Consider the following 23,393-nt stretch of genomic DNA (forward strand, 5'->3'; position numbering starts at 1 on the left):
CACGATTGATTGATGCGCGATTGATTGATGCACGATTGTTAGATGTGTGAATGTTTGATGTGTGATTGATTCCTGCAAGAAGCTTTATTTGGTGGTATACACGAAAGCCTTCATTATATGCCGCTGTGCCAGCACGAATAGCAGCAGCGCCGGAACGACAAGCATCAGATTGCCCGCCATCAACACATTCCACGCACTGATGCCTTCCGTCTCCTTCAGCATCGCAATGCCGACCGGAAGCGTCCGCATCGCGGCTTGATTCGTCATAATAAGCGGCCAGAAATAATCATTCCAGTGGTAAATGAGGCTGAACAGCGCAAACGTCGTCACGGCAGGCTTCGCCATCGGCAGCGCGATGCGCCACATTATCGTCCATTCGGTGGCATGATCGAGCCGGGCCGCCTCCATCATATCTTCCGGTATCTGCATGAATGCTTGCCGGATGAGGAAGATGCCGAAGGCGCTCGCGCCGAAAGGAAGAATTAACGCCCACAGCGTGTTGATCAGATTCCACCCGCTCATCTGCACATAAATAGGAAGGAACACGACCTGCGACGGGATCATGAGCGCCAGCAGCACGAGGCTGAAGAGCACTCCCCTTCCCTTGAAGCGGAAGCGGGCGAAGGCATAAGCCGCCGGAATGCCGGTAAACAGCTGCAGTGCCAAAATGCTGACGGCAACAATCACATTGTTCAGCACATAGCGGCCGAACGGACCCGAGTTCCATGCCGCCGCGAAATTGTCCCATCTCCATTCCTGCGGGATCCACGCCGGCGGGAATTGCAGCACCTCCGGCTTCGATTTGAAGGCGGTCACGAGCATCCACAGGAACGGAAAGAGAAACATGCCTGCTATCAATGCGAGCATGAGGCCTTCCAGCAAGCGGAACGGCCATCGGCGGACCAGATTGTGCATATTGGCTGCCTCCTTTTCTTGCTTTTAGTGGTAATGGACCCGGCGCCCGAGCAGAGCGAAATGCGCGAGCGTCACCAGTCCGACGGCGGCCAGCAGCAAGACCGATCCGGCAGCGGCATAGCCGCCGTTGAAGAACTCCATCCCTTGCTCGTAAATGTAGTAGACAAGCATGTTGGTGCTGTTCACGGGGCCGCCTTGAGTCATGATGCTGATCGTGTCGAAGACCTGAAAGGAGCTGATCGTATTCATAATGAGAAGGAAGAACAGACTTGGCGACAAAAGCGGAATCGTAACCTGGCACACGACGCGCCAGCGTGAAACGTTATCCAGCAGGGCGGCTTCATGAATCTCGCGCGGGATGCTCTGCAAGCCGGCAATCAGCACGATCATGTTGTAACCCACTCCCTTCCAGAGCGCGACGAGAATGAGCGAAGGCAGAGCAGTGCCCGGATCCGCGAGCCAAGGCAAGCCGGGAAGGCCGAATGCTTCCAGCACGCTGTTCAGCAGGCCGTACTGGGGATCCATCATCCACAGCCACAAGATCGATATGGACACGAGGGAGATGATATGCGGGCTGAACAGCATGCCCTGAATGAGCCCGAATCTCCGCGCCGGACGGTTCAGCCACAAGGCCAGAAGCAGCGCCAGAAGCAGTCCAAGGCCGACGGTAGCCGCCGTGTATATCGCCGTATTGGCGATTACATGGGCGAAGTCGGGATCCGCGAACAGATCGCGGTAATTGGTCCAGCCGTACCAGGAGCGGCTCGACAGATTGAGCAGGGACCAGTCGAAGAAGCTGAGAACAAAGACGGACAGCATCGGATAGAAAAAGAACAACGCGAGGAACAGAAAAGCCGGGCCGATATAAGCGTAGGGCCGGATTCGCTCCCAGAGGCGGCGGCGCCGGACGGCAGCATCTTGCTCCTGCACAGCCTTCCGTGTCCGCTCCGCGGACAGCAGCGCTCCCCGACCGGGCATTACAGTCGATTTCACGATAGGCACCCCCCAATCATTAGCTTCGCAGCGGCATGCTGCCAGTCCATGGACGCTTACCGCATGGAATAAGAACAGCCTGCCATCTTCCCCAGCATAGCGAAGAAATGTAAAGCCAGTATTAGAGGCTTGTAAAGGGATCCTGCATTTCATGCAAAGAAATGATGAAGCCGCAGGGCAGCGAAACGCTCCAGCCCCGAGACGAGGAGTTCGGCATCGGCGAGCGTGCAAATTCCGTAAACCGTGGTTGCCCTGCCCGAATCTGGTGTAAATATGGTGAATAAGCTGGAGCGAATAAGCATTGCGGTTTCGTTCCCGATTGTATAAGATGGGAGAAAGTTCGAAACAATAAGAAAAAAACATAAGAAAAAACACAATTTTAATATTTTTAAATTTTAGGGTTGACTGTGACATATATCACATCTAATATTTGGTCTTGATGTTACAATCATGGTGTAAAACGGTTAGTTAAATTTTTCACAAAGTATTTTTGAACAATGAAAAGAATGAAAAGGTGGGGACGGGTTATGAAAAAGAAACTTGCATTGCTTTTGTCTGCTGTCTTGGTAGTAGGTATGCTGGCAGGCTGTGGAGATAAGAAAGAGGAAACGGCACCGCCAACCGAGACGGAGACAACGGCTCCGGGGGCAGAGCAAGGCCAATTTAAGGATGGCACATACCATGCCGAAGCTGGCGACTTCGATGAGAAATCCGGTTGGAAAGATACATTGGATATCACTGTTAAAGACGGTAAAATTGCAGAAGTGAACTGGGACGCCGTGAACAAAGAAGGCGGAAAAACGAAAAAAGAACTGGGCGAAGAGTACGGCATGAAGAAAGCCGGTTCCGAACTGGAATGGAACGAGCAAGCGAAGAAGATGGAGGATGAGCTGATTGCGAAGCAAGATCCTGCCGCTATCGCAGTGAAAGACGATGGCACCCAGGATGCAATCTCCGGCGTATCCATCCATGTCAACGGCTTCGTGAAGCTGGCTGAGGAAGCTCTCGCTTCGGCTAAGTAATCTAGCTTCGATTCAGGATTGAATATAGAGCTCCGCAGTAAGAGAGTACGGTGGCCTACGGGCACAGATGACGCTGATGGCCTTCATCCTTGCTCTCCTGCTGTCGGGGCTCCCTTCATGATATGGTTTAATTTTGAACCAACGCAATTCATACTACATCGTTACGCAGGGGTGAAACCATGAAAGAGATCGTTGTGTTGGGCGCAGGCTACGGCGGCGTCCTGACGGCGAAGAAGCTGGCCAAACGCTTCAAGAAGGATCAAGATATCCGAATTAGGCTGATTGACCGCAAGCCGTTCCATACGATGATGACCGAGCTGCACGAGGTCGCTGCAGGACGGGTTGACGAAGATGCCATCAAGATGGACCTGAAGAAAATTTTCGCAGGCCTCAAGGTGGAGATCGTCCTCGACGAAATCACGAACATTGATTTCAAGAGCAACAAGCTTCAGGGAAAACGTGACACGTATAAGTACGACCATCTTGTTATCGGTACCGGTTGTAAGCCGTCATTCTTCGGCATTCCGGGCGCAGAAGAGCATTCCTTCTCGCTGTGGTCGTTCGAGGATGCGGTGAAGCTGAAGCAGCAGATCCGCCAAATGTTCATGGACGCTACGAAGTTAAGCGATCCGGACAAGCGCAAGCAAATGCTGACCTTCGTCGTCGTCGGCGCCGGCTTCACCGGCGTGGAAATGATCGGGGAACTGGCGGAATACCGCGAGCAGCTGTGCAAGGAATTCTATGTCGATGAATCCGAAGTTCGTCTCGTCGTGGCCGATATGGCACCGAAGATTTTGCCGATTCTGCCGCAGAATCTTATCGACAAAGCGGATAAGTATCTCCGCAAGATGAAGGTCGAGATCATTACCGGAACGAAAATCTCCGGCGTGACCCCGAACTCGGTTATTCTTGGCGAGGACAACGAGATTAAATCGAGCACGGTCATCTGGACGGCCGGGGTCGAAGGCTCCGATCTGGTTGGCAATCTCGACGTGCAGCAGCAGGGCCGCAAGCGCATTTTGACCAATGACAAGCTGCAGTCCGTTGATTATGACAATGTGTATGTTGTCGGCGACAACATCTTCTATATTCCGGAAGGCGAAGAGCGGCCAGTTCCGCAAATGGTCGAGAACGCCGAGCACTCCGCCGGCCTCATCGCCCACAATCTCGTATGCGACATCAAGGGCGGCACGCAAAAATCGTATAAGCCTGCCTTCCACGGCACAATGGTCTCCATTGGCGGACGCTATGGGGTTGCCGCCGTCGGAACGCCGAAGAAGCTGTTCCATTTCTCCGGCTTCCTGGCCATGTTCTTCAAGCATATGATCAATATCGTGTACTTCTTGCAAGTACTCGGCTTTAACAAGATCTGGACTTATCTCATGCACGAGGTCTTCCATATCGAGAACCGCAGAAGCCTCGTTGGCGGCCACTTCTCCAAGCGTTCGCCGAACTTCTGGCTCGTGCCGCTTCGCATCTATATCGGTGTCATGTGGTTAATGCAAGGTTGGGAAAAGGCGGCGAAGCTGCTGAAGGATCCTTCCCAAATGTTCTTGATTCCGCCAAAAGCAATGGATGGCGTCACGGCGGCTACGGAAGCGGTCGATGCAGTCCATTCGACCGTAGACGCCCAGACGGCCGCATCGGCCGTAGAGGGAGCAAGTACGGCTATCAAGGCCATTCCGGTGCCGGATTTCCTCAAAAGCATCGTCGATTGGTCGATGGATCTGATGTTCTATACGAGTGACGGCGGCTACACGACGATGGCTTATCTTTTCCAAGGCTGCATGGTAGCGGCTGAGGTTATCTTCGGCATTATGCTGATTCTGGGCTTGTTCACGGCGATCTCCGCGATCGCAACATGCGCGATGAGCGTCATGATCTACACGTCCGGAATGGCTCCTTACGAGATGTTCTGGTACTTCTTCGGCGGCATCGCGCTGATTGGCGGTTCCGGCAGCACCTTCGGCTTGGATTACTACCTGTACCCTCGCCTGAAGCGAATCTGGAAGAAGATTCCGATCGTGCGCCGCTGGTACCTGTATACCGATTAATCGGGACCCGGGCAATATAACATTCATTGACAACGGCAAAGTAATGTGTCCCTGTGTCACATTACTTTGCTTATTTCTACAGGGAAGCGGGGGGTTCCCATGAACCGGCAACTTATGAAGGATACGATGCAGATGCTTGAGCAAGAGCTTCCGCCGCTGGCTGGCATCCACATAACGGCAGGCTCGGACGAGCGCTACCTGTCCGATATGGCCCGGACGCTGGACGCTTACGATATGAAGGCGCAGGAACGGCGCGTCCTGTTAGGCTGCTACTGGCTGCTGCGTCAAGCGATGCGAACGCATCACCATGTACCCCAAGATGAGCGTCTGGCGGGAAAGGCGGTGCTGGACGGCGACTTCTTGCTCAGTCTGTACTACCAGTTCGCCGCGCGTCACGGGTTAACCGAGCTGATAGCCGATATGGCTACAGTCAACAAGCGGATTCAGATACGGCGGGCAGAGGGAAAAGGAACGGAATCGGAGCTGCACCGGCAGATGTCCCGGTTCCTGATGAAGCGTTACAAGCAGGTCGCGTATGAAGTCATTTGACGGCACGCTGCATGAACGCCTGCATATCCCGCTCGCCCGCATCAACCGCGACCTGGAACGCATTGTGCTGCATGACCCGGATGTATCCTCCCGATCCATTGTCGCGCTCAGCGTCATGGATCTCATCCGCGCTGGAGGCAAGCGTCTGCGGCCGATCATGACGATCGTCGGCAGCCGGTTCGGCTCCCGTCCGGAGGCGGACAGCGTCTATCAATTGGCCGCGATGATCGAAATGGTTCACGCCGCCTCTCTCGTTCACGATGATATTCTGGATCAGGCGGAGACGCGGCGCGGACAGCCTGCCCTGCATCACAAGACCGGCATCTATTCCGCGGTCCATATCGGGAATTATATTATGTGCCGCGTCATGGAGCTCGCCGCCGCTAACGGGCAGGAGGCAGAGAAATATATTCACGAGCTGGCCTCGGTCACGACGACCCAGCTCTGTCTCGGAGAATACCAGCAGATGGAGCAGCGCTTCAATCTCGATATCCCGCTCGAGGCCTATTGGGAGAAGACCCGGAACAAGACCGCCCTGCTGATGGCCACCTGCCTGGAGCTGGGCGCCAAGGCCGCCGACGCCGGCCCGGATGTCGTGGAGAGCCTATACCGGTTCGGCGAGCTGCTCGGCATGGCCTTCCAGATTCGGGACGACATCATGGACTTCACGGCGACCGCCGAGGAGCTGGGCAAGCCGGCAGGCACTGACCTGCGGAACGGTCATGTCACCCTGCCCGTCATGATGGCGATGAAGGACGAGGCCACAGCAAGCAAGCTGCGCCAGCTGCTGCGCCCGGACGCCTCCGAAGCGGCGCTGGACGAGGCAATCGAGCTCGTCCGGCAGAGCGGCGGCCTGGAGGAAGCGCTGGCGGTGAGCCATCGATTCATGAAGCAGGCCTGGGACGTGACGGAGCAGCTGTCCGCATTCCCGGCGCATGCCGACCTGCGCACGCTGTGGTCCTATTTCGAGGCGCGGACATATTGACACATACCCGGCAGAAGCCGAATCTCTTGGTTACAGGAGGTTCGGCTTTGTTGGTTTCCCGAATAATTCAACTGTTTACTCTTTTGTCCATTGGGGCAAGGTGGTATTATTATGTTATTGCGCGCAGCCTGTCTGCCAATCGCAATCTGCATCTTAGATGAAGGAGGATCGACAGTGAAACCTCGGCGATTTGTATTAGAAGCCGTTATGCTAGCGGTATACGGCCATTTATTCGAGCCCCGGCGGCCCGTTGAATATGTAATCCCTTATACGACGATCATGGAATTGTACGAGATGCGTCAGGAGGGCGAGCAGGTAATGCCCGACCCCGAAGAAGACGTATTGGCCAAGCAGCAGATCGAACAGCTGATCACCTATTTCGAGAGCGAATTGAACAAAAAGAAGATCGAACGGGCCTTAACCGCCCCTTGGCGGACCAGCCCTCCCCTTCTCTTACGCGACAACGTCTCTTGCGTCATCATCAACGCGATGGACAACGCGCGCTACGGAGAACTGTTCGATCCGGTGGAGACCGAGCTCATTCTGACCTCCATGCGCGAGCAGGCTCCTTTGTTGACGGATCAGTTCGAATTTGTCAGCCGGCTCATCGCGAATGAAGTTCCCATTCCGATCTATGACATCGATGATTTCGAATATGCCGTCGAACAGGAAGACTTCCCTGACGACACCGGCATCCATTAGCACCAGCCCGCCCCTTAAGCTAGCAAGAGGCGGGTTTTTGCATGGGAAGGGCGTTAACGCTTGAATAGCTCTTTGTTGTATTCCTCCTTGATATTGCGGTATACCACCTCATTCTGCTTGGAGTACCCCGTAATATCGACAGGGTTTCTTTCAATCCGATCGCTAACTGCAATCACGAAGCGAGTATCGTTGTAACGAATAGGTTTGAGCTCCTCCCGCATTTCTTGTCCATCCACCGCTTTCACGGTAATATGGTCCAGCGCCTTGTCATACAGGATGGAGGTAAACATAACGCTCCCATTCTTTGAACTCGTATGCCAATACACTCGTTTTCTCTCTGGCGTCCCTCTCGGAATATAAAGATGATTAATAATGGAATCCCCTGGTTCGGAATAGAAAATATGCGTATAATAATGATTATCCGTGATAAACGTGACATGATGTGAGTTGATGTCATACGTTACGAGGGAATCCCGATTGAGCTGATACTTGGAGCCGACATACGATTGGTACGGCGCTATCGGATCTCGCTTCATCAGCATGATGGCTGCGACGATGAGGATAGCCACGAGAATAATGCAAGCGGTGAACAGGATGATTCTTCTCTTGTTCATCACGACCACCTTTCTTCCCAGAGGAAAAAAGAGGAGTTTCCTCCTCTTTAAAAACTCATGTAAGTACTTTTCTCACGTAACCAATAATTATGATCTTTACTAAAGCTAATACCTACAGACCAAGGCCCAACGCTTATAGTACCACATTAATGCGCGAGCAGGCTCCGTTGTTGACAGATCAGTTCGAATTTATCAGCCGGCTCATCGCCAATGAAGTGTCGATTCCGATCTGCAACATCGATGATTTCAAATATGTCGTCGAACAGGAAGACTTCCCTGACGACTTCGGCGCCCGCTAACTCCAGCCCGTCCCTCATGTCAGAATTTCCAGTTTTTTGTATACACCCGACCTTACTTGAACAAACTTTTGTTGTATTTTTGATTTACGTTCTTGTACACGACCTTATTCTCCTTGGAGTATCCTGTAATATCGACAGGGGATTGCTGGATTCGATTGTCAACTGCAATCACGAAGCGGTAGTTATTGTACGGAATCGGGTGCAGTTCCTTGCTCATCTCCCGCCCGTCCTCTGACTTCACGGTAATGCGGTCAATCGCCTCGTCCAGCAGGACAGAGGTAAATATGACGCTGTCTTGAAGTGCGCTAAGGTGCCAATGTACTCTCGCATCCTCTGGTGTCCATTTCGGAAAATATAGATATTTAATAATATCATGGTTGGCATCCGAATAGAACACAAGCGTTTTCCCGTTGCTATCCGTGAAAAAATCGACATGATACGAGTTGATCGTATACGTCACGCGGGAGTCCCGGTCTAGCTGGTGCATGGAACCAGCACTCGACTGAAACGGCGCTATCGGATCGCGGTTTATTATCTTGGTGATAACGACGGTGAGAATAACAGCAAAAATTAAAAAAACCGCGATCAGGGCTCTTTTTCGCTTGTTCATTTGGACCACCTTTCTTTAGTAAGCAGAAAAAAGAGGAGTTTCCTCCTCTTTAAAAACTCATGTAAGTAGGTTCGTCAAACTTCCAACTATCGGATTCATTTGCAATGCCAATACCTATTGAGAATGGTCCAGCACTTATACTGTTAACATATGCTCTGCCCCATGTGTGTGCTACAGTCACTTTAAACGAAATTGTTGTTCCAGGTCGCGGATAACCATCCGTAAAATTAAAATGGTACCAGATCAAATGTCTATATCCGTTATATTGCCCAAACTTTGGAGGATTGACTCTTTCAACTTGGACAGTATCTTGGAAAGAATATGCTGCACCTCTCCTTTCTATTTCCTTATCTGCTCTATATGACCAATCCGTTTCAGCCAGGGTACCGTGCGTTATTGTGTAAAACTTTGGAGAGATAACATTTATATCGCGATGCAATGAGAATAATCCTATTCCGTCTTTCCCTCCAACATCTATCGTTCCGCGGCAGGAAAGCGGACACTGTACATCATTGTAGAAGTTGGTGTTTTTCCACATTCCTGCCATTTCAATAACATGCAATCCCACTTTGGAATCATAATAGATTGTAAGCTTATCCAGTGCATAATCTCCTTTTGTAGATAAAGGAGTAACGGATTGCTCCTCCTCTTGACTAACCTTGATAAGACCCAATTTTTGATAGCCCTTCTCCAGCTCTTCAAGTTCCGCTTGTGCAGATAAAACTTGTTTCGATTGCATTGTAAAGTGCTCTGACATTTCATCCAGTTTTGCTTTCGCCTTTGCAACCGCCAAGAAATGCCTTCCAACCTCTTCACTTCTCTTCTCAACTATTAATTCTTCTTCTTTTGAAAGCTTCCCTTTGTTTACTCGTGAACCATCTTCAGTAATGTTACCTTGTGCAAAGACAGTGCTGGAGACACATAGCATGGCAACTAAGAAAACCATAATGATTTTTCTTAATTTCCTACCTCCTAATACAAATATTTTCAATAACATTATATTGAATTACCTAGGTAATATATATAGGACTTTGTTACCAATATTTGGTTAACATGGTTAACATTTTGCTATTTCCATAAATGGCGATACTACAAACTGTTTCTAAACAGTCATCACGCGCCGTCGGGGAGAAAGCGGACGCGACGCAGGACACGGTGTTTCATCATTTCCGGACGAAGGAGCGAGTTGCTGATGGAAGTACTCCGGAATTGGGGCGAATTATCTTGGGCCGGTATACAAGCCGAATCGGCATCGCATGACTCGGCCGACGCATTGGCAGCCGCTGCGGCTTCGATTCCCCGTACCACCGCCGCCTCTTCGCATGTCTGCATAAGCCTGCGATGCAGGGTCCGCTTCTGAACGCGCTCATCGGCGGAATCGCGCTGCAGGCACTGCTGGACCCCGATTACCCGGTCGATGAAGTCTATCGCGATGCGGAGGTATGGATACGGGCCATGCTGGATAAGGATAGGCCCTGATAATTCGAGTTCAGCAGCATTTCATTGCATTAAGGAGGATCGAGCTATGCGCTTGTATATCTTATGGGGATGCCTAGTCTGGATCGGGGCTACCGCCTCGTTCCGCTGGTTCGGCGGCTGGCTGATTCAACCGGCAAATCCGGGGTGGATGATACTGTTCTACTTACTCACGATACCGATTGTCACGGCCATCACGCTCCCGCTGTACCGCAGCAAGCATGCTGCCGGATTGAATCTTCCTGCCGTAGCCGCGGCCATTGCGGTGCCGGGGATGCTGCTCGATATTATCAGTCTCAATTGGTATTCGTCGCTCTTTCCTTCGATGCCCCTTACCTATGCCCCCGCCTTCGCCGGCTGGCTCATGTGGGCTTACGGACTCATTCTGTTAAGCGGCTGGGCGGGTATCCGGCGGCGTCAGAGAAGTCAATAGATTTTTTTCGAGCTAAAAATATCGATGCCAAGCTCAGCTAGCACGTCTATAGCCTCTCCTACGGGGAGCTTGGGCAAAGCGAATTCGTTAGCGATGACCTCTTCGATCTCGGCAACAGAATGCAAGGTGTACTTGTCCGTCCTGCCATCGGAATGACGAATGCCGAATTGATTATTGACTAAGGAGACGCTTCTGCCCTGATTCAACTGCCATAGCTGGCATCTGAGAAGGGTCATGAATGTCGTGCCCGCCATCGTAGATTTTAAGATAATTTCATGGAAATCTTCGAACTCGCGTTTTTGGTTGCTATTAAAATGCCACTCTTTCCCATTTTGCTTCCCTTGCGTATACCTGACATATTTATAGCGGCCTGTGTCCGGATGGACGGGTTGGATATAAACTTGATCATCACCGAATTGGGAGACATTCAGGGGGTTGCTCTCGAACCTGACAGGTTGAAAAATAGGGGCGGCAGCCCCGCAGTCCACATAAACTCGTTCTCCGGGGAGCTCGACAAGGATGCCCATATGTTCGTCGCCCAGCATGACATAATCGCTTGCAAAGTTTAACTGCATTAATAATTCACGCAGATGATAGTTTAACGTATAACATGTACCTCCGAAATGGGAATCGAAATGGTGTTGAACCCACGTTTCAACCGGAGGAATGATAAAGCCATTTTTGTGCTGATCCCGAAAATAGAGTAATTTGCTTATATTCTCAAACGGCAACGCGGATAAATGAGAGCGGCATATTTTTGCCAAGTAATCATACGAAGGGGGCTCCCTCCTTAATCCGAGAATCGAAAGATAATTTTCTACCCAAGCCGCCATATCATCCTGTCTCCCTTCGCCTATGATTTGGAATTGGCTTCATTATAGAGAAGATATCCAGAAACTTCAAATTAGTAGTATTCGCGACAGCAGGCCTTGAGCTCAGCACAAAAGAAAAACACCCTTCTCGGGTGTTGGTTTTTAAATGCCAATATATCAGAGCAGAAAGAAGTCAGCCATCGTACAAAACAGGATCAGCATGCTGATGACCTGATTCAAGTTGTAGGAGGCCACGTTCATCCGCTTCCGGTTGCTCGGCCGGACGATGCGGTGCTCGACCGCCAGCAGCACGGCGGAGATCGCGATGCCCGTCAAGTAGAGCCAGCCCAGCCCCCGGATGAAGAAGAGGGCGAACAGCACCGCCAGCATGATCGTATGGAGCGAGCGGGCGATGAACAGCGCATCCTCATAGCCGAACAGACTCGGCACGGACCACAGTCCCGTCTTCCGGTCGAACTCGATATCCTGCGTCGCATAAATAATATCGAAGCCCGCAATCCAGAGCATCACCACCAGGCCGAGCAGGAACGGCGTCAAGGCCAGCTTGCCCGTGACGGCGAACCAGGCGCCCACCGGTGCGGACGCAATCGTGAAGCCGAGATACAGATGGCAGAGCCATGTGAACCGCTTCGTATACGAATACGAGCAGATGAGCGCGATCGCGATCGGCGACAGCCAGAGGCAGAGCGGATTCAGCATGCCTGCCGCGAAGATGAAGACGGCGAAGTTCAGCAGGATGAACGCCGTCACTTCCCGCTCCTGAAGCAGCCGCTGCGGGAGATGGCGGTGGGCCGTCCGCGGGTTCGCCTCGTCGTATTCCCGGTCGGCCAGCCGATTGAAGGCGTTCGCGCCGTTCCGCGCCCCTACCAGCGCGATGAGCGACCACAGCACAACATGCGCGGACGGCAGACCGCCGGCGGCCCATACCATGGAGATAAGCGCGAACGGCAGCGAGAACAGCGTATGCGAGAACATGACAAGCTCGCCGAACAGCCGTGTCTTGCGGTACAGCTTCTGAATCCAGATCATTTCTGACTCCCCCAATATCAATCATCCTAACTTCGGTGCCAGGCCAATTCCCGAAGCCATGGCAGCCCGCACGGATGAACCGGTGCAGGCTGCGGCTCCGTGCTGGAACATGCCTATGCATATATTGTCGCCCCGACAAAACTTATACATACTCTCCGTCCTGGCAACCTCCATGCCTCTATGCACACGGCGCCTGGCACAGGTCAATGCGGCCGATGCAATGCCTGAGTCTACGCTTCGATGCCGCCCAGGACATCATCCAGCGCTGCCAGCATCGCATCGATATCGCCCGCTTCAATGACAAGTGGCGGCTGGAACGCCAAGACGTTGCGGCCGATGCCGTTCTTCCCGATGATGAAGCCGCGCTCCTTCATCGCTTCCAGCACGGCGTCGGTCAGCGCGGCGCTGTCCGTTCCCGCCGCGCCCTGCAGCTCCGCGCCGAGCATCAGGCCGCGGCCGCGCACGTCCGCGATGGCCCCATGCTTCCGCTGCAGATCTTCCAATCCTTGCTTCAGCCGTTCGCCCAACCGGGACGCCCGCTCGACGAGGCGTTCTTCCTCGATGTAATCCAATACGGCCAACGCCGTCGCGGACGAGACCGGATTGCCTCCGAAGGTCGAGGCGGACGGCCGGTTGAAGCTCGCCGCAATCTCGTCAGTCGTCGCGAAGGCGCCGATCGGCACCCCGTTCCCAAGCGCCTTGGCCATCGAGATGATATCCGGAGCGACGCCGTCATAGTCGAGCGCGAACATGCTGCCGGTGCGGCCGAAGCCGGTCTGAATCTCATCCGCGATGAGCAGCACGCCATAGGCTTCAAGCAGCGCCTTCACTTCGCGGAAGTAGCCTTCCGGCGGCACGATCATGCCGCCATTGCCCTGGATCGGCTCGACAATCATCGCCGCATACCGCTCAGGAGCCGCCTCGAGCGCCTGCTTCAGCGCCTCCAGGGAGCGCCGCATCGCCGTCTCCGCATCTAGACCGGCCTCGTACGGCCGCGGAATGAACGTCACGCCGCCTTCATCGAGATGGTCGTCGGCCCGCCACATCGGCAGTCCGGTCACGCCCATCGTCAGCCAGGTCCGGCCGTGCAGCCCGTACTCCAGCGCCAGGAAATCGCGGCGCTTCGTATGCAGCCGGGCGAGCAGCAGCGCGCCCTCATTGGCCTCCGAGCCGCTGTTGCAGAAGAACGTCCGAGACAGCCGGCCCGGCAGGATGCCGTTCGCCAGCCGCTCGGCCAGGTCGGCCATCGGCTGCGTCAAATAAATCGTCGTGGTATGCTGCAGCGTCTGCAGCTGCTTCACCGAAGCCTCTGCGATGCGGGGGTTGCAGTGGCCGCAAGCAACGACAGACACGCCGGCGAAGAAGTCCGTATACCGGCGGCCTTCATGGTCGTACAAGTATTGCATGGAGCCGCGTACAATCTGCGGCGGCTGGCGGTAGAAATGCTGCGTGCACGGGTAGAAATAAGCCCGGCGCTTCGCCAGCACGCCCTCCGGCCCGATAAAAGCGGCGCTCCCCTCCGCGCCGCTTGCCGGGTTAACTTCCTTCCGCTCGTTCCCGATGCTTGTCATCGCGTACCCGCTCCTTCCTTCATCCCGGTTGCTTGCTTCTGATCCCCCACTGCCTTCGATTCCATTGCTGTGTTCGATTCTGCGCCAGACTCCGCTTCCGTCTTCCCTTCAGCCGGCCCCTTCGGCTCGCCCATCGGGCGGTCGAATTGCAGCGCGCCCAGCGTATAGCCGGCATAGATCGGCTGCATGCCGCGATAAATATCTTCGCACCGTTCCAGCCCCTGCAGCGCCGTCCGGTAGGCCTGTACGATGTCACGGAGTTGCTCGGCCGTATAGGACTGTCCTTCAATCCGGAAGTGGTTCACTCCCGCGGAGTGGAGCTCGGCGAGGAACGGCATGTAGCACAGCTCCTTGCACAAGGCCAAATGATTGCGGCCGCGGGCATCCCGGTAGACCGGGTTCTCTCCTTTGTCCGTCATCAGGACGAGATAACGGTTGTCGACGTAACGGTTATCCTCCTGGCTGATTGGCTCCAGCACCTCCGCATTCTCATACAGATCAAGCTCCAAATACATAACGACCGGAGACCCGTGCACGATCACCTCAACCGGAACCGGGCTCTGCTCCAGCAGCAAGCCGAGATCATGCAGCGGCAGCTCCAGCGACGCCGTGACCCGCTCCAGACCGAAGCGCTCGTGATAGAACTCGGCCGAACGGGCGTTGTACACGTTCAGATTGACGTCCCCGATCAGCGGCAGACCCGCCTCTCGGAAGCGGCGCATCGCGCCTAGATTCGTGACGAGCAGCCCGTCCAGGCCGCTGCGGTTCTGCGTCAGAGCATGGCTGTACTGCTCCATATGCAGCCCATCCATCATGCGCGGCAGGCCGAGGATCACCTTCGACTCGCCAGCGGCGCCTGCAATCCGTTCGATATCGCTGCGAGTGAATGGCCGGGCCGGCTGGAACACGTCTCCCGCGAGGTAGACGATATCGGCGCCCGCTTCCAGCGCAGCCTGTGCCTGTTCGGCATCATTCACACGAACGGAGAGCTGCGGGCGTTCCGTCCGGCGGGATGGGGTACGCACCTCCCCTAGGGCAGCCTTCACTTGCTCGATGCGCTCCTCCTTCATCTCGCGTTCGGCGGTCGGAGTGCTGAATACTTTGCCCGTGCTGTAGAACTTGCCGGTTCCCTCATAACGGGTATTCAGATAATCCAGTCCCGGCTTGCCGAACGCATAGGCGGTCGAGAAATCCCGCTTCCGGTTCTCGAACAGCTTGCGGCTGTCCTGCGAGCGCTCGAATCCGACTGGATCGGCGATATAGCGGTCGATCGCGTCCCCGTAGCTGTTCACCAGCAAGCGGAGGAACTCGGCATCGCGCATCCGGCCTTCGATCTTGAAGGAGGTGATTCCCGCCTCGATCAGCTCCGGGATATGCTCATACAGGTTCATATCTTTGGCGGCCAGCAGATATTCGGTCGGGTACACGTTGCCGTCCTTCTTCACGCGGTACTCCCAGCGGCACGGCTTCATACAGCGGCCCCGGTTCGCACTGTTGCCGAACAGCAGAGAACTGTAGTAGCAGTTGGCGCCGTGCACCGTGCACATATCGCCATGGACGAAGTATTCGAACTCCATGCCGGTCTTCGCCTGCAGCAGCTGTGCCGTCCGGAGATCCATCTCCCGGGAAGCGACGATGCGCGTCACGCCAAGCTCCTGCAGCGCACGGATCATTTCCTCGTTATGCACGTTCATCATCACCGAGGCATGCACGGGAAGCCGGTTCAGGTTCATCTCCTTGATCAGCGGAAAAACAGCCATATCCTGAGAGATAATCCCGTCTGGACCGACCTCGTTCAGAAATGACAAATACCGCTTCGCTTCCTCGATGTCTTCGCCGTTCATCAGATTGTTGACGGTAACATAGATACGCTTGCCCCGTTCACGCGCCATCTCTGCGGCCAACCGAATCTCGTCGCAGGACAGATTGTAGCCCTTGCGCATCATCCGCATGTTCAGCGACGGCCCCCCGAAATAGACGGCATCGCAATTCGCCTCGATCACTTCTTTGAAAATTTCAAACGTGCCTGCCGGTGCCAGCAGCTCGACCTCTTTGCCGTGAAAATATCTAGCCATGCCCGTTCCTCCTATCCCACATTTCCATACTATCTTACTGTCAATTTTATTTTTCCTAATTTTAAATATATCAGGCTTTGAAATATTTTATGTGATATTTTTCACTCAACAGGCTGTAAATATAAACGTGGTGGTGATCAATAACCGATCGATCACCACCACGATATGAGGAGCAGCAAGACGAGGAACGACGCGATGAACAGCATGTCCGGCGTCCGCCATATGAGCGTGCGCAGCGACGTGCGCGGCGCATGCAGCACATATCCCCGAGCCTCCATCGCCTGGACCAGCTCCTCAGCCCGCCGGAACGCGCTGACGATGACAGGCACCATCAGCGTCATGACCATCTTGCCCTTCTGGACGAAGGAGATCTCGTGGAAGTCTGCGCCGCGAGAAGCCTGCGCCTTCATCACTTTGTCCGCCTCCTCGAATATCGTCGGAATGAAGCGCAGCGAGATGCCGATCATCATCGACCACTGCTGCGGCGATCCGCCGACGAAGCGCAGCGGCTTCAGCACGCGCTCCAGGCCGAGATTGAGCTCGACCGGCGTCGTCGTGAACGTCAGAATCGCGGTGAAGGTGACGAGCAGCGCCATGCGCCATACCGCGTACGCCCCGTAGGTCACGCCTCCGGTCGTAATATTGAGCTTACCCACATTCACCAGCGAGTTGCCGGTCTTGTCGAATAAGATATAGAACAGGAACATGAAGGCCATGATGAACCAGAGCGGCCGTGACGCCTGAAAATAACGGGTTAAGGAAATGCGCGAGCTCATCATCACCAGCAGGGCGAATCCGCTCAGCACCGCGAGTTCTGCGAACGCGTCAGCCATAATGACCGTAATCAGAAACAGAACCATCGCCACCAGCTTCCCCCGCGGATCGAGGCGGTGAATCCAGGAATCGGCGGGGACATACCGGCCGAGCATCATTTTGGCTTCCATCTGGCTAGTCCCCCTCCCTGCTGTCTAATGGGCGGTCCGCCCTTCCGGCCTTGCCGAGCCGCTCCGCGATCGAGTCGGCCCAGCCCGCCGGATCGGCGGGCAGATCGTCAAGCGCCGCGCCCGTCTTCTCCGCCACCAGCGCCGCGAGGCGCAGCGTGGCGGGAATCTCGATGCCGGCCGCTTCCAGTTCCTCGGGCCGGCGCATTAGCTCCTGCCGGCCGCCCTGGAAGACGATGCGGCCTTCCTTCATCAGGATGAAGCGGTCGGCATGCGCGAACACTTCATCCAGGCGGTGCGTCACCATGACGACCGCCTTACCCTGCTGCGCGCACAATCCGTGCAGCAGCCGGATCAGCTCCGCCCGGCTGATCGGGTCCAGCGTCGCCGTCGGCTCGTCCAGCACGAGCAGCTCCGGATCAGAGGCGAGCACCGTCGCAATCGCGACCTTGCGAATCTGGCCTCCGCTCAGTTCGAACGGGCTGGCCTCCAGCACCGATGGCGGCAAGCCCACCATCGCGAGGGCCTCCCGCGCCGCTTCGGCAGCCGCCTCGGGCTTCGCCCCGAACTGAATCGGCCCGAACATCAAGTCCCGTTCGACTGTCTCCTCGAACAGTTGATGCTCGGGGAATTGGAAGACGAGGCCGACCCGGCGGCGCAGCGGCTTCAGGCCGGATTGCTTCGCTCCGCCCTCAAAAGTATATTCCAGCACCTGCAGCTTCCCGGAGGTCGGCTGGAGGATGCCGTTGAAATGCTGCAGCAGCGTCGATTTGCCGGAGCCGGTCGAACCGAGCACGACCGTGAAGCCGGAACCGACGGCAAAATCCAAATCCTGCAGCGCATGGACTGGCGGCTGTCCCTGCGCAATATAATCGTAGGTTAATCGTTCAGCGTGCACGATGGCCATAAAGCGTTCACCAACTCTCTCTCGTCATTCGTCGAGGCCACCGCTACGCCGCGCTCCCGAAGCGCTTGCGCCACCGACCAGACGAACGGGGCTTGCAGCCGGCAGTCCCGCATCAGCGCCTCATCCGCGAACAAAGCCTCGGGGGTGACATCTGCCGCAATCTTCCCGTCCTTCAGCACGATCGCGCGATCGGATGCCATAATCTCTTCCGCGTCATGCGTAATCGATACGATCGTATATTTCCCGGTCGCATGAAGCTCGGACCAATAGGCCGTCATCTCCCGCTTGGAGCGCTCGTCGAGCATCGAGGTCGCCTCATCGAAGATAAGCACCTCCGGCTCCAGCACCATCATGCCGGCGATGGCGGCCCGCTGCTTCTGTCCGCCAGACAGCTGCGCGGGGTGGCGGTCCAGCAGCGGCTCGACGCTGAACCGCCGTGCCGCCTCCGCCAGCCTGCGCTCCATCTCTGCATGCGGGAGGCAGCGGTTCTCCATGCCGAAGGCGATGTCGTCCCGGACCGTCGTCGCGAAAAATTGATTGTCCGGATTCTGGAACAAGAAGCCAACGCGGCGGCGAATCTCCTCCAGGCTGGCTTCGGACAGCGTCAGGCCGGCCACCTCGATGCGGCCAGCCTGGGGCAGATGCAGCCCGTTCAGCAGCTTCACCAGCGTCGACTTGCCAGAGCCGTTCGGGCCGACAATGGACACCCACTGCCCCTGCGGAATGCGGAGGGACAGATCGTCGAAGAGCAAGCGGTCCGTCCGGTACTGGTACCGAACGCCGGACAAGACAACGGCGTTATGCGCCCCGTGGCCGTCCGGGCCGCTGTCCTGGACAGCACCCGCCGAAGGCGGCGCCTGTTCCGGGGCCCCCGGCATTCCGTTCGCCGGGATATCCGAAGCGAGCGCCTGATTCCGATCAAGCGCCGCCTGCCGGTTCGCATCCGCCGCCGAGCTGTCGATCCGCGGCGTCAGCTTGTCGAAAAGCGGCAGCTTCGCCAGCGCCGCCACAATGTATTTCACGGCAATGCCGATGAAGACGCCGGTGACAACGCCGGTAATAAGCAGCACCGGCAAGTAATAAAATATATTCGCAGTGCGAAATACAATATACGCGGCCGTCAACTGGCCCGCATTATGCGCCGCGCCGCCCACCACGGAGATGCCGATGAGGCTGACGTGATCTTTTCCGACTTTCAAGATGGCATACATGACGATGAAGCTGAACAGCGATCCGAGGAAGCTGAACAGGAATGCGGAGAAGGTCCCCAGCATCAATGTCATGAGCAGCGTCTTCAGGACGACCAGCATCAACGCATCGCGCCCGCGCAGGAAGTAGAGGCAGGCGAGAATCATCACGTTCGCGAGCCCCAGCTTCGCTCCCGGAATCGGCAAAATCGTCTGCACAGGCAGCATCGCTTCCAGGAAGCCGAGCACGACGGCGACCGCGCTGAAAATCGCGATAATAACCGCCCTCTTCAAGGCGTCCGAAGACGATTCGCCCTTCCGCAAGGCGGGGCTATTGTACGACCGCATCAAGCTCATCCTCCCCTGCGCCGTCCTCGCTTACCAGCTCGACGAGCACACGATGAGGAATGCAGACGATCGTGCTGTTCGGACGGGTCACGAAGCCAAAGGACAGGCATACTTTATCCGGGCAATCGGCATCGAACATTTCGATTCCATAGTCATGCACCTTCAATATATTTATTCCTTTACTTGTTTCCACTTTTATAATCTGCTCTTCTTCCGTCAGTTCTACTTTTTGATACAATTCTCCGTCCACCGTAATATTGGCAAACACCTTTGAATTGTGCAAATTTTCACTTTCTTGTTGGAACAGCCATTTCGGCACAAGAAACGCCAGCGCCGCGATGACAATGACTCCGATGAGAATCAGGTCTCCACGTTTCATTGTAATGACTCCTTGGATTAAATTTGAATAGTTTATCTTTTGCCATTATACATCTCCCATCCTTCATCATCAATGAACTTCCATGTCCATCCGATGACATCTGCCCATCCCAAGATGACATCCGCTAAGCAATCCCTGCCCTGAGCGGATCGTAACACGCTTCCTTGCAACTCCATCCGTAACTGTTATAATAAGCGTGTTCCGCAAGCGAGCTTCACCGCCATGGGAAGCCGGCGCGAACCGATATCTAGTCAGTCTATCCGAACGGGGGAATTGAGAATCATGACACAACATCGACGGCTGCCGCTCCGAAGCTGTCTCCTTCTGCTCGCGGCCTTCGTCCTCGCGCTTGGCGGATGCGCCAAGGGGAATGCGACGAACGCCGGATCCGCCTCCGGGGCGTCTTCGATCAAGCAGCAAACGTATTTTATTTTCGATACGATCGTGACGGTCAAAATATATGATGAACGGGCGGGAGACGCCCAATTCAAAGACATTGAAGCGGTCCTGAAGGAGATCGACCATAAAATGAACCGTCAGGACAAGGAGAGCGAAATCTCGAAAGTCCAAGCCGCTTCCGGCAAGGAAGCCGTGGCAGTCTCTCAGGATACGTTCGATATTATCGCCACCTCGCTGGACTATGCCAAGCGCACCGGAGGCATGTTCGATCCGACAGTCGGCCCGATCGTCGATCTGTGGGGCATCGGCTCGGAGAATGCCAAGGTTCCCGATCCTGCCGAATTGAAGCAGAAGCTGGAACTGGTCGACTACCGGGATGTCACCCTCAATCCGGACAAGCGGGAAGTGAAGCTCGAGAAGGAAGGCATGGAGCTTGACCTCGGCAGCATCGGCAAAGGCTATGCCGCTGACCGCATCGCGGATTATTTGCGCGAGTCAGGATTCGAGAGCGCGATCGTCGATCTCGGCGGTAACATTTTCGCCGTCGGGCCGAAGCCGGGCGGCAAGGATTGGATCATCGGGGTCCAGGATCCGGATGAGACACGCGGCAATCAGATCGGCAAAATGACGGTGCAGAACAAGACGATTGTCACCTCCGGCGTGTATGAACGGTATTTCGTCGAGAACGGCAAGCACTATCACCATATTCTGGACCCGATGACCGGGTATCCGGTCGAGAATACTCTGAGCAGCGTCACGATCGTGACAAGCAGCTCGACTCATGCCGATGCGCTGTCCACCTCGACATTCGCACTCGGACTGGACGAAGGGATGAAGTTCATCGAATCCAATCCGGAAGCCGAGGCCATTTTCATCACGACCGATCATAAAGTATACTGCACACCGGGCATTAAGGATATCTTCGAGTTGACGAATAGCAATTACACAATCGTCAAGCAGTAGTCGTTTCCTGCCTGTGGCGAGATGAAGGGGTGCCCCTGGCCTTATCCGGCCGGACGGCACCCCTGCTGCATTTGCAGCATTTGTAACATTTACAGCATTTGCAGCGTCCGCACCGTACACGGTACCCGTCCATCGACGTTCCAAGTCCTTGCCTGCGCTCCTATTTACCTAAATCGCGGACAGCACAGCGCCGGTCGCGATGCGATGGAAGAACGGAGAATGCGAGACGCGATGCTCTCCGACCGGATCATTCGCATTGAACGGCAGCCGCCCCGCCTCTAGCTCCTCGAGTCTGTCCACCCGGCCCTCCACATAATCGAGCAGCCGATCCTCGGCCGATTGCAGCCGGGCCATCACCCCGCCGTAGCGGATGTCAAGCACTTCCCAGCCGAACGGCTTGCTCGTCGCCATCCACAGCGCGCGATGCGCCTTGCGCGTCAGATCCACCTGCGCGCGGACGCGCGGAATGACGCGCTCCGCCAGGCTGCGGAGCTTGTCATGTTCCCGCGTCCGGTAGGCGGCGGTCACCTGCAGACCGAGCGTACCCTTCATGGCCAGCGTCTCCGCCAGCTTCGCATAGAACCCGAACACCCGCTTATGCGTGCCCGCAGCTTGCGCTTCGGCCGCGGCCAACCGTTCGGCCAGCTTCGCATAATGCGCCGGCAGCGCCGTCTCCAGTTCGCCTTCCAGATCTTTGTCGAACAGACCGATTAACGTATCCTGCCAGAGCAGGAACTTGGACGCGTTCGAGCTATGCATATTGTTCTTCGTCACACCCGGCGTTTCGTCCAGATAGGTCAGCTGCCAATAATCGGCCAGACGCTGGCCGGTGCAGAGACGGAAGCGATCCGCCAGTGCAGCCTCGTCCACTTCGCCTTCCGTGTACCCGTGCTCGGCGAACAACTGCAGGCCCGGAAGAATCGTCAAATGGTTCGTCTCCTGCCCATTGTCCCCCCACGCCGTCGCGAATAGTTCACGAATGCCCTTCGCCTTGCAGGCCAGAAGCGCCGGATTCGTGTTCTGCCATGTCTTGCCATAGTTCGGGCTCATGCTGCCCCACAGCCAGACGCCGCCAGCGAACACCGGATCCGAACCGAGCGCGCGGTGCTTGTCGAGGAAGTTCTCATAGAACTTCTGATCGTCATGGTAATAGTCCCAATAGACGAACTGGACGCCTTTCGGAATCCGAGCCACTGCATCGCTGGAAAACTCCAGATCCAAATCGTAATAATGGCCCCCGTTATTCATCAGCAGATGGAAATACATATCGCTCCACATCATCGGCTTCAAGCCATGTTTTTCAGTAATCTCCAGCACGCGCCGCAAATGATCGTTCATAATGTCGAACCGTTCCCGGAAGCCGTGCTTGAACAAGTATCGCCCAAGCCCGAGTCCGAACGCCTCGTCCATGCCGATATGGATCCGGTTCGAACGGAGCGGCTTCGAGGCGGCCGCGATCATATCCTCAATGAAGCGGTAGGTAGCCTCGGACCCGGCCAGCAGCACATCCTCCGTATCGCGCAGCTCTTCGGCCTCATCCCATTTCAGCGCCTGGGCCAGATGCCCCAGCGTCTGAATGCACGGCACCACCTCGATGCCGAACTGGGCCGCATAATCGTCAATGGCCCGCAGCTCGTCTGCGGTATACCGTCCGCGCATATAACCGAAATAGGGCCGCTCCGGCACCTCGTACGTATCTTCCGTATAGAGCATGATGCCGTTCAGGCCCATCAGCGCCATCGATCGCAGCAATTCCTTCAGCATAGCCAGATGGGGAACAGCGTTCCGCGAAGCATCGATCATCGCACCGTTGTACGTGAATTGCGGCTGCTCGACAATATGGAACGCCCTACCCTGGCGATAAGCTTCCACGAACCGGCCCAGCCCCCGGAAAAAATGGATCGGCTCCGCATAGCGGATCAATCCGGCGCCTCCGTCCCAGGACACCGTTAACTCCCCGGTGGCCTGCTCAACCTGTATAGCTACTGCATCGGGAGCGGGATTCCCTCCCTCACTTATTTCCACATTAAGCAGCTCCCGCAGTTCCAGGATACCGGGCATGAAGCGGTCAACATCGCCACTGAAAAGAATCTGCATCGTCGTGTTCCT

The 23,393-nt window shown here is 55.5% G+C and carries 23 protein-coding genes; 9 read left to right on the plus strand and 14 right to left on the minus strand.

Features of this window, described 5'->3' with window-relative positions:
• Positions 1–84 precede the first annotated feature (84 nt).
• Both FLT43_RS15290 and FLT43_RS15295 read right to left on the minus strand, forming a co-directional pair.
• The gene (locus tag FLT43_RS15290) at positions 85–915 is read right to left on the minus strand and encodes a carbohydrate ABC transporter permease (RefSeq protein ID WP_087444444.1); all 831 of its coding nucleotides are present in this window, start codon (positions 913–915) and stop codon (positions 85–87) included.
• A gap of 24 nt (positions 916–939) precedes the next feature.
• Entirely contained in the window at positions 940–1,908 is a 969-nt protein-coding gene (locus FLT43_RS15295; protein WP_244194335.1) for a carbohydrate ABC transporter permease, read from the minus strand.
• A gap of 527 nt (positions 1,909–2,435) precedes the next feature.
• Here FLT43_RS15295 and FLT43_RS15300 point away from each other — a divergent pair.
• The 5 genes from FLT43_RS15300 to FLT43_RS15320 all read left to right on the plus strand — a co-directional run bounded on the left by FLT43_RS15300 (position 2,436) and on the right by FLT43_RS15320 (position 7,220).
• Positions 2,436–2,930 carry an FMN-binding protein gene (locus FLT43_RS15300; RefSeq protein ID WP_087444445.1) on the plus strand — a complete coding sequence of 165 codons (495 nt, stop codon included), beginning with the start codon at positions 2,436–2,438 and terminating at the stop codon, positions 2,928–2,930.
• A 179-nt stretch (positions 2,931–3,109) separates the two neighbouring features.
• Positions 3,110–4,984: an FAD-dependent oxidoreductase gene (locus FLT43_RS15305; protein ID WP_087444446.1), complete on the plus strand. Its 1,875-nt coding sequence runs from the start codon at positions 3,110–3,112 to the stop codon at positions 4,982–4,984.
• Positions 4,985–5,083: 99 nt separating this feature from the next.
• Entirely contained in the window at positions 5,084–5,533 is a 450-nt protein-coding gene (locus tag FLT43_RS15310; RefSeq protein WP_087444447.1) for an adenylate kinase and related kinase, read from the plus strand.
• Positions 5,520–6,518: a polyprenyl synthetase family protein gene (locus FLT43_RS15315; protein WP_087444448.1), complete on the plus strand. Its 999-nt coding sequence runs from the start codon at positions 5,520–5,522 to the stop codon at positions 6,516–6,518. The genes FLT43_RS15310 and FLT43_RS15315 overlap by 14 nt, the downstream gene beginning before the upstream one ends.
• Before the next feature lie 174 nt (positions 6,519–6,692).
• Positions 6,693–7,220 carry an ADP-heptose synthase gene (locus FLT43_RS15320; protein WP_244194336.1) on the plus strand — a complete coding sequence of 176 codons (528 nt, stop codon included), beginning with the start codon at positions 6,693–6,695 and terminating at the stop codon, positions 7,218–7,220.
• Between the two features lie 53 nt (positions 7,221–7,273).
• Here the strand turns inward: FLT43_RS15320 and FLT43_RS15325 are convergent, their stop codons facing one another.
• Positions 7,274–7,834: a hypothetical protein gene (locus tag FLT43_RS15325; protein WP_087444449.1), complete on the minus strand. Its 561-nt coding sequence runs from the start codon at positions 7,832–7,834 to the stop codon at positions 7,274–7,276.
• 170 nt (positions 7,835–8,004) lie between these two features.
• Between FLT43_RS15325 and FLT43_RS30515 the strand changes: the two genes are divergently transcribed.
• Positions 8,005–8,133, plus strand: a complete 129-nt coding sequence (locus tag FLT43_RS30515) for a hypothetical protein (protein WP_255321577.1) — start codon at positions 8,005–8,007, stop codon at positions 8,131–8,133.
• Between the two features lie 52 nt (positions 8,134–8,185).
• Here the strand turns inward: FLT43_RS30515 and FLT43_RS15335 are convergent, their stop codons facing one another.
• Positions 8,186–8,743: a hypothetical protein gene (locus tag FLT43_RS15335; protein ID WP_087444450.1), complete on the minus strand. Its 558-nt coding sequence runs from the start codon at positions 8,741–8,743 to the stop codon at positions 8,186–8,188.
• 49 nt (positions 8,744–8,792) lie between these two features.
• Positions 8,793–9,740 (minus strand): hypothetical protein, encoded by a 948-nt coding sequence (locus FLT43_RS15340; RefSeq protein ID WP_127510914.1) that lies wholly within the window; start codon positions 9,738–9,740, stop codon positions 8,793–8,795.
• A 344-nt stretch (positions 9,741–10,084) separates the two neighbouring features.
• Between FLT43_RS15340 and FLT43_RS29355 the strand changes: the two genes are divergently transcribed.
• A complete protein-coding gene (locus FLT43_RS29355) occupies positions 10,085–10,222 on the plus strand; it encodes a hypothetical protein (RefSeq protein WP_164776361.1) in 138 nt (45 codons plus the stop codon).
• Between the two features lie 46 nt (positions 10,223–10,268).
• Positions 10,269–10,652 (plus strand): DUF5367 family protein, encoded by a 384-nt coding sequence (locus FLT43_RS15345; RefSeq protein ID WP_087444452.1) that lies wholly within the window; start codon positions 10,269–10,271, stop codon positions 10,650–10,652.
• On the opposite strand, the gene FLT43_RS15350 is transcribed toward FLT43_RS15345, so the two are convergent.
• The 8 genes from FLT43_RS15350 to FLT43_RS15385 all read right to left on the minus strand — a co-directional run bounded on the left by FLT43_RS15350 (position 10,646) and on the right by FLT43_RS15385 (position 19,922).
• The gene (locus tag FLT43_RS15350; protein ID WP_087444453.1) at positions 10,646–11,485 is read right to left on the minus strand and encodes an arylamine N-acetyltransferase; all 840 of its coding nucleotides are present in this window, start codon (positions 11,483–11,485) and stop codon (positions 10,646–10,648) included. The genes FLT43_RS15345 and FLT43_RS15350 overlap by 7 nt on opposite strands.
• Before the next feature lie 156 nt (positions 11,486–11,641).
• A complete protein-coding gene (locus FLT43_RS15355; RefSeq protein WP_087444454.1) occupies positions 11,642–12,514 on the minus strand; it encodes a UbiA-like polyprenyltransferase in 873 nt (290 codons plus the stop codon).
• Between the two features lie 230 nt (positions 12,515–12,744).
• The gene (locus FLT43_RS15360) at positions 12,745–14,085 is read right to left on the minus strand and encodes an aspartate aminotransferase family protein (protein WP_244194337.1); all 1,341 of its coding nucleotides are present in this window, start codon (positions 14,083–14,085) and stop codon (positions 12,745–12,747) included.
• Positions 14,082–16,160: a peptidase U32 family protein gene (locus tag FLT43_RS15365; RefSeq protein WP_087444455.1), complete on the minus strand. Its 2,079-nt coding sequence runs from the start codon at positions 16,158–16,160 to the stop codon at positions 14,082–14,084. The genes FLT43_RS15360 and FLT43_RS15365 overlap by 4 nt, the downstream gene beginning before the upstream one ends.
• Positions 16,161–16,312: 152 nt before the next feature.
• Positions 16,313–17,104 (minus strand): energy-coupling factor transporter transmembrane component T family protein, encoded by a 792-nt coding sequence (locus FLT43_RS15370; RefSeq protein WP_087444456.1) that lies wholly within the window; start codon positions 17,102–17,104, stop codon positions 16,313–16,315.
• 4 nt (positions 17,105–17,108) lie between these two features.
• The gene (locus FLT43_RS15375; RefSeq protein ID WP_087444457.1) at positions 17,109–18,008 is read right to left on the minus strand and encodes an ATP-binding cassette domain-containing protein; all 900 of its coding nucleotides are present in this window, start codon (positions 18,006–18,008) and stop codon (positions 17,109–17,111) included.
• Positions 17,981–19,543 carry a Gx transporter family protein gene (locus tag FLT43_RS15380; protein WP_087444458.1) on the minus strand — a complete coding sequence of 521 codons (1,563 nt, stop codon included), beginning with the start codon at positions 19,541–19,543 and terminating at the stop codon, positions 17,981–17,983. Before FLT43_RS15380 ends, FLT43_RS15375 begins: the two co-directional genes overlap by 28 nt.
• Positions 19,527–19,922 carry a NusG domain II-containing protein gene (locus FLT43_RS15385; RefSeq protein ID WP_087444459.1) on the minus strand — a complete coding sequence of 132 codons (396 nt, stop codon included), beginning with the start codon at positions 19,920–19,922 and terminating at the stop codon, positions 19,527–19,529. Before FLT43_RS15385 ends, FLT43_RS15380 begins: the two co-directional genes overlap by 17 nt.
• 282 nt (positions 19,923–20,204) lie before the next feature.
• Here FLT43_RS15385 and FLT43_RS15390 point away from each other — a divergent pair, with 282 nt between their 5' ends.
• A complete protein-coding gene (locus tag FLT43_RS15390) occupies positions 20,205–21,284 on the plus strand; it encodes an FAD:protein FMN transferase (RefSeq protein ID WP_087444460.1) in 1,080 nt (359 codons plus the stop codon).
• 168 nt (positions 21,285–21,452) lie between these two features.
• Here FLT43_RS15390 and FLT43_RS15395 read toward each other — a convergent pair whose 3' ends face one another.
• The gene (locus FLT43_RS15395; RefSeq protein ID WP_087444461.1) at positions 21,453–23,381 is read right to left on the minus strand and encodes a beta-N-acetylhexosaminidase; all 1,929 of its coding nucleotides are present in this window, start codon (positions 23,379–23,381) and stop codon (positions 21,453–21,455) included.
• Between the last annotated feature and the right edge of the window lie 12 nt (positions 23,382–23,393).

The organism is Paenibacillus thiaminolyticus, assembly GCF_007066085.1.
Lineage (GTDB): Bacteria > Bacillota > Bacilli > Paenibacillales > Paenibacillaceae > Paenibacillus_B > Paenibacillus_B thiaminolyticus.

Coding starts and splice junctions, on each gene's coding strand:
- FLT43_RS15290 (WP_087444444.1), bottom strand. CDS start 915: ATGCACAATCTGGTCCGCCGATGGCCGTTCCGCTTGCTGGAAGGCCTC.
- FLT43_RS15300 (WP_087444445.1), top strand. CDS start 2,436: ATGAAAAAGAAACTTGCATTGCTTTTGTCTGCTGTCTTGGTAGTAGGT.
- FLT43_RS15305 (WP_087444446.1), top strand. CDS start 3,110: ATGAAAGAGATCGTTGTGTTGGGCGCAGGCTACGGCGGCGTCCTGACG.
- FLT43_RS15310 (WP_087444447.1), top strand. CDS start 5,084: ATGAACCGGCAACTTATGAAGGATACGATGCAGATGCTTGAGCAAGAG.
- FLT43_RS15315 (WP_087444448.1), top strand. CDS start 5,520: ATGAAGTCATTTGACGGCACGCTGCATGAACGCCTGCATATCCCGCTC.
- FLT43_RS15325 (WP_087444449.1), bottom strand. CDS start 7,834: ATGAACAAGAGAAGAATCATCCTGTTCACCGCTTGCATTATTCTCGTG.
- FLT43_RS15335 (WP_087444450.1), bottom strand. CDS start 8,743: ATGAACAAGCGAAAAAGAGCCCTGATCGCGGTTTTTTTAATTTTTGCT.
- FLT43_RS15340 (WP_127510914.1), bottom strand. CDS start 9,740: ATGTTATTGAAAATATTTGTATTAGGAGGTAGGAAATTAAGAAAAATC.
- FLT43_RS29355 (WP_164776361.1), top strand. CDS start 10,085: ATGCAGGGTCCGCTTCTGAACGCGCTCATCGGCGGAATCGCGCTGCAG.
- FLT43_RS15345 (WP_087444452.1), top strand. CDS start 10,269: ATGCGCTTGTATATCTTATGGGGATGCCTAGTCTGGATCGGGGCTACC.
- FLT43_RS15350 (WP_087444453.1), bottom strand. CDS start 11,485: ATGGCGGCTTGGGTAGAAAATTATCTTTCGATTCTCGGATTAAGGAGG.
- FLT43_RS15355 (WP_087444454.1), bottom strand. CDS start 12,514: ATGATCTGGATTCAGAAGCTGTACCGCAAGACACGGCTGTTCGGCGAG.
- FLT43_RS15360 (WP_244194337.1), bottom strand. CDS start 14,085: ATGACAAGCATCGGGAACGAGCGGAAGGAAGTTAACCCGGCAAGCGGC.
- FLT43_RS15365 (WP_087444455.1), bottom strand. CDS start 16,160: ATGGCTAGATATTTTCACGGCAAAGAGGTCGAGCTGCTGGCACCGGCA.
- FLT43_RS15370 (WP_087444456.1), bottom strand. CDS start 17,104: ATGGAAGCCAAAATGATGCTCGGCCGGTATGTCCCCGCCGATTCCTGG.
- FLT43_RS15375 (WP_087444457.1), bottom strand. CDS start 18,008: ATGGCCATCGTGCACGCTGAACGATTAACCTACGATTATATTGCGCAG.
- FLT43_RS15380 (WP_087444458.1), bottom strand. CDS start 19,543: ATGCGGTCGTACAATAGCCCCGCCTTGCGGAAGGGCGAATCGTCTTCG.
- FLT43_RS15385 (WP_087444459.1), bottom strand. CDS start 19,922: ATGAAACGTGGAGACCTGATTCTCATCGGAGTCATTGTCATCGCGGCG.
- FLT43_RS15390 (WP_087444460.1), top strand. CDS start 20,205: ATGACACAACATCGACGGCTGCCGCTCCGAAGCTGTCTCCTTCTGCTC.
- FLT43_RS15395 (WP_087444461.1), bottom strand. CDS start 23,381: ATGCAGATTCTTTTCAGTGGCGATGTTGACCGCTTCATGCCCGGTATC.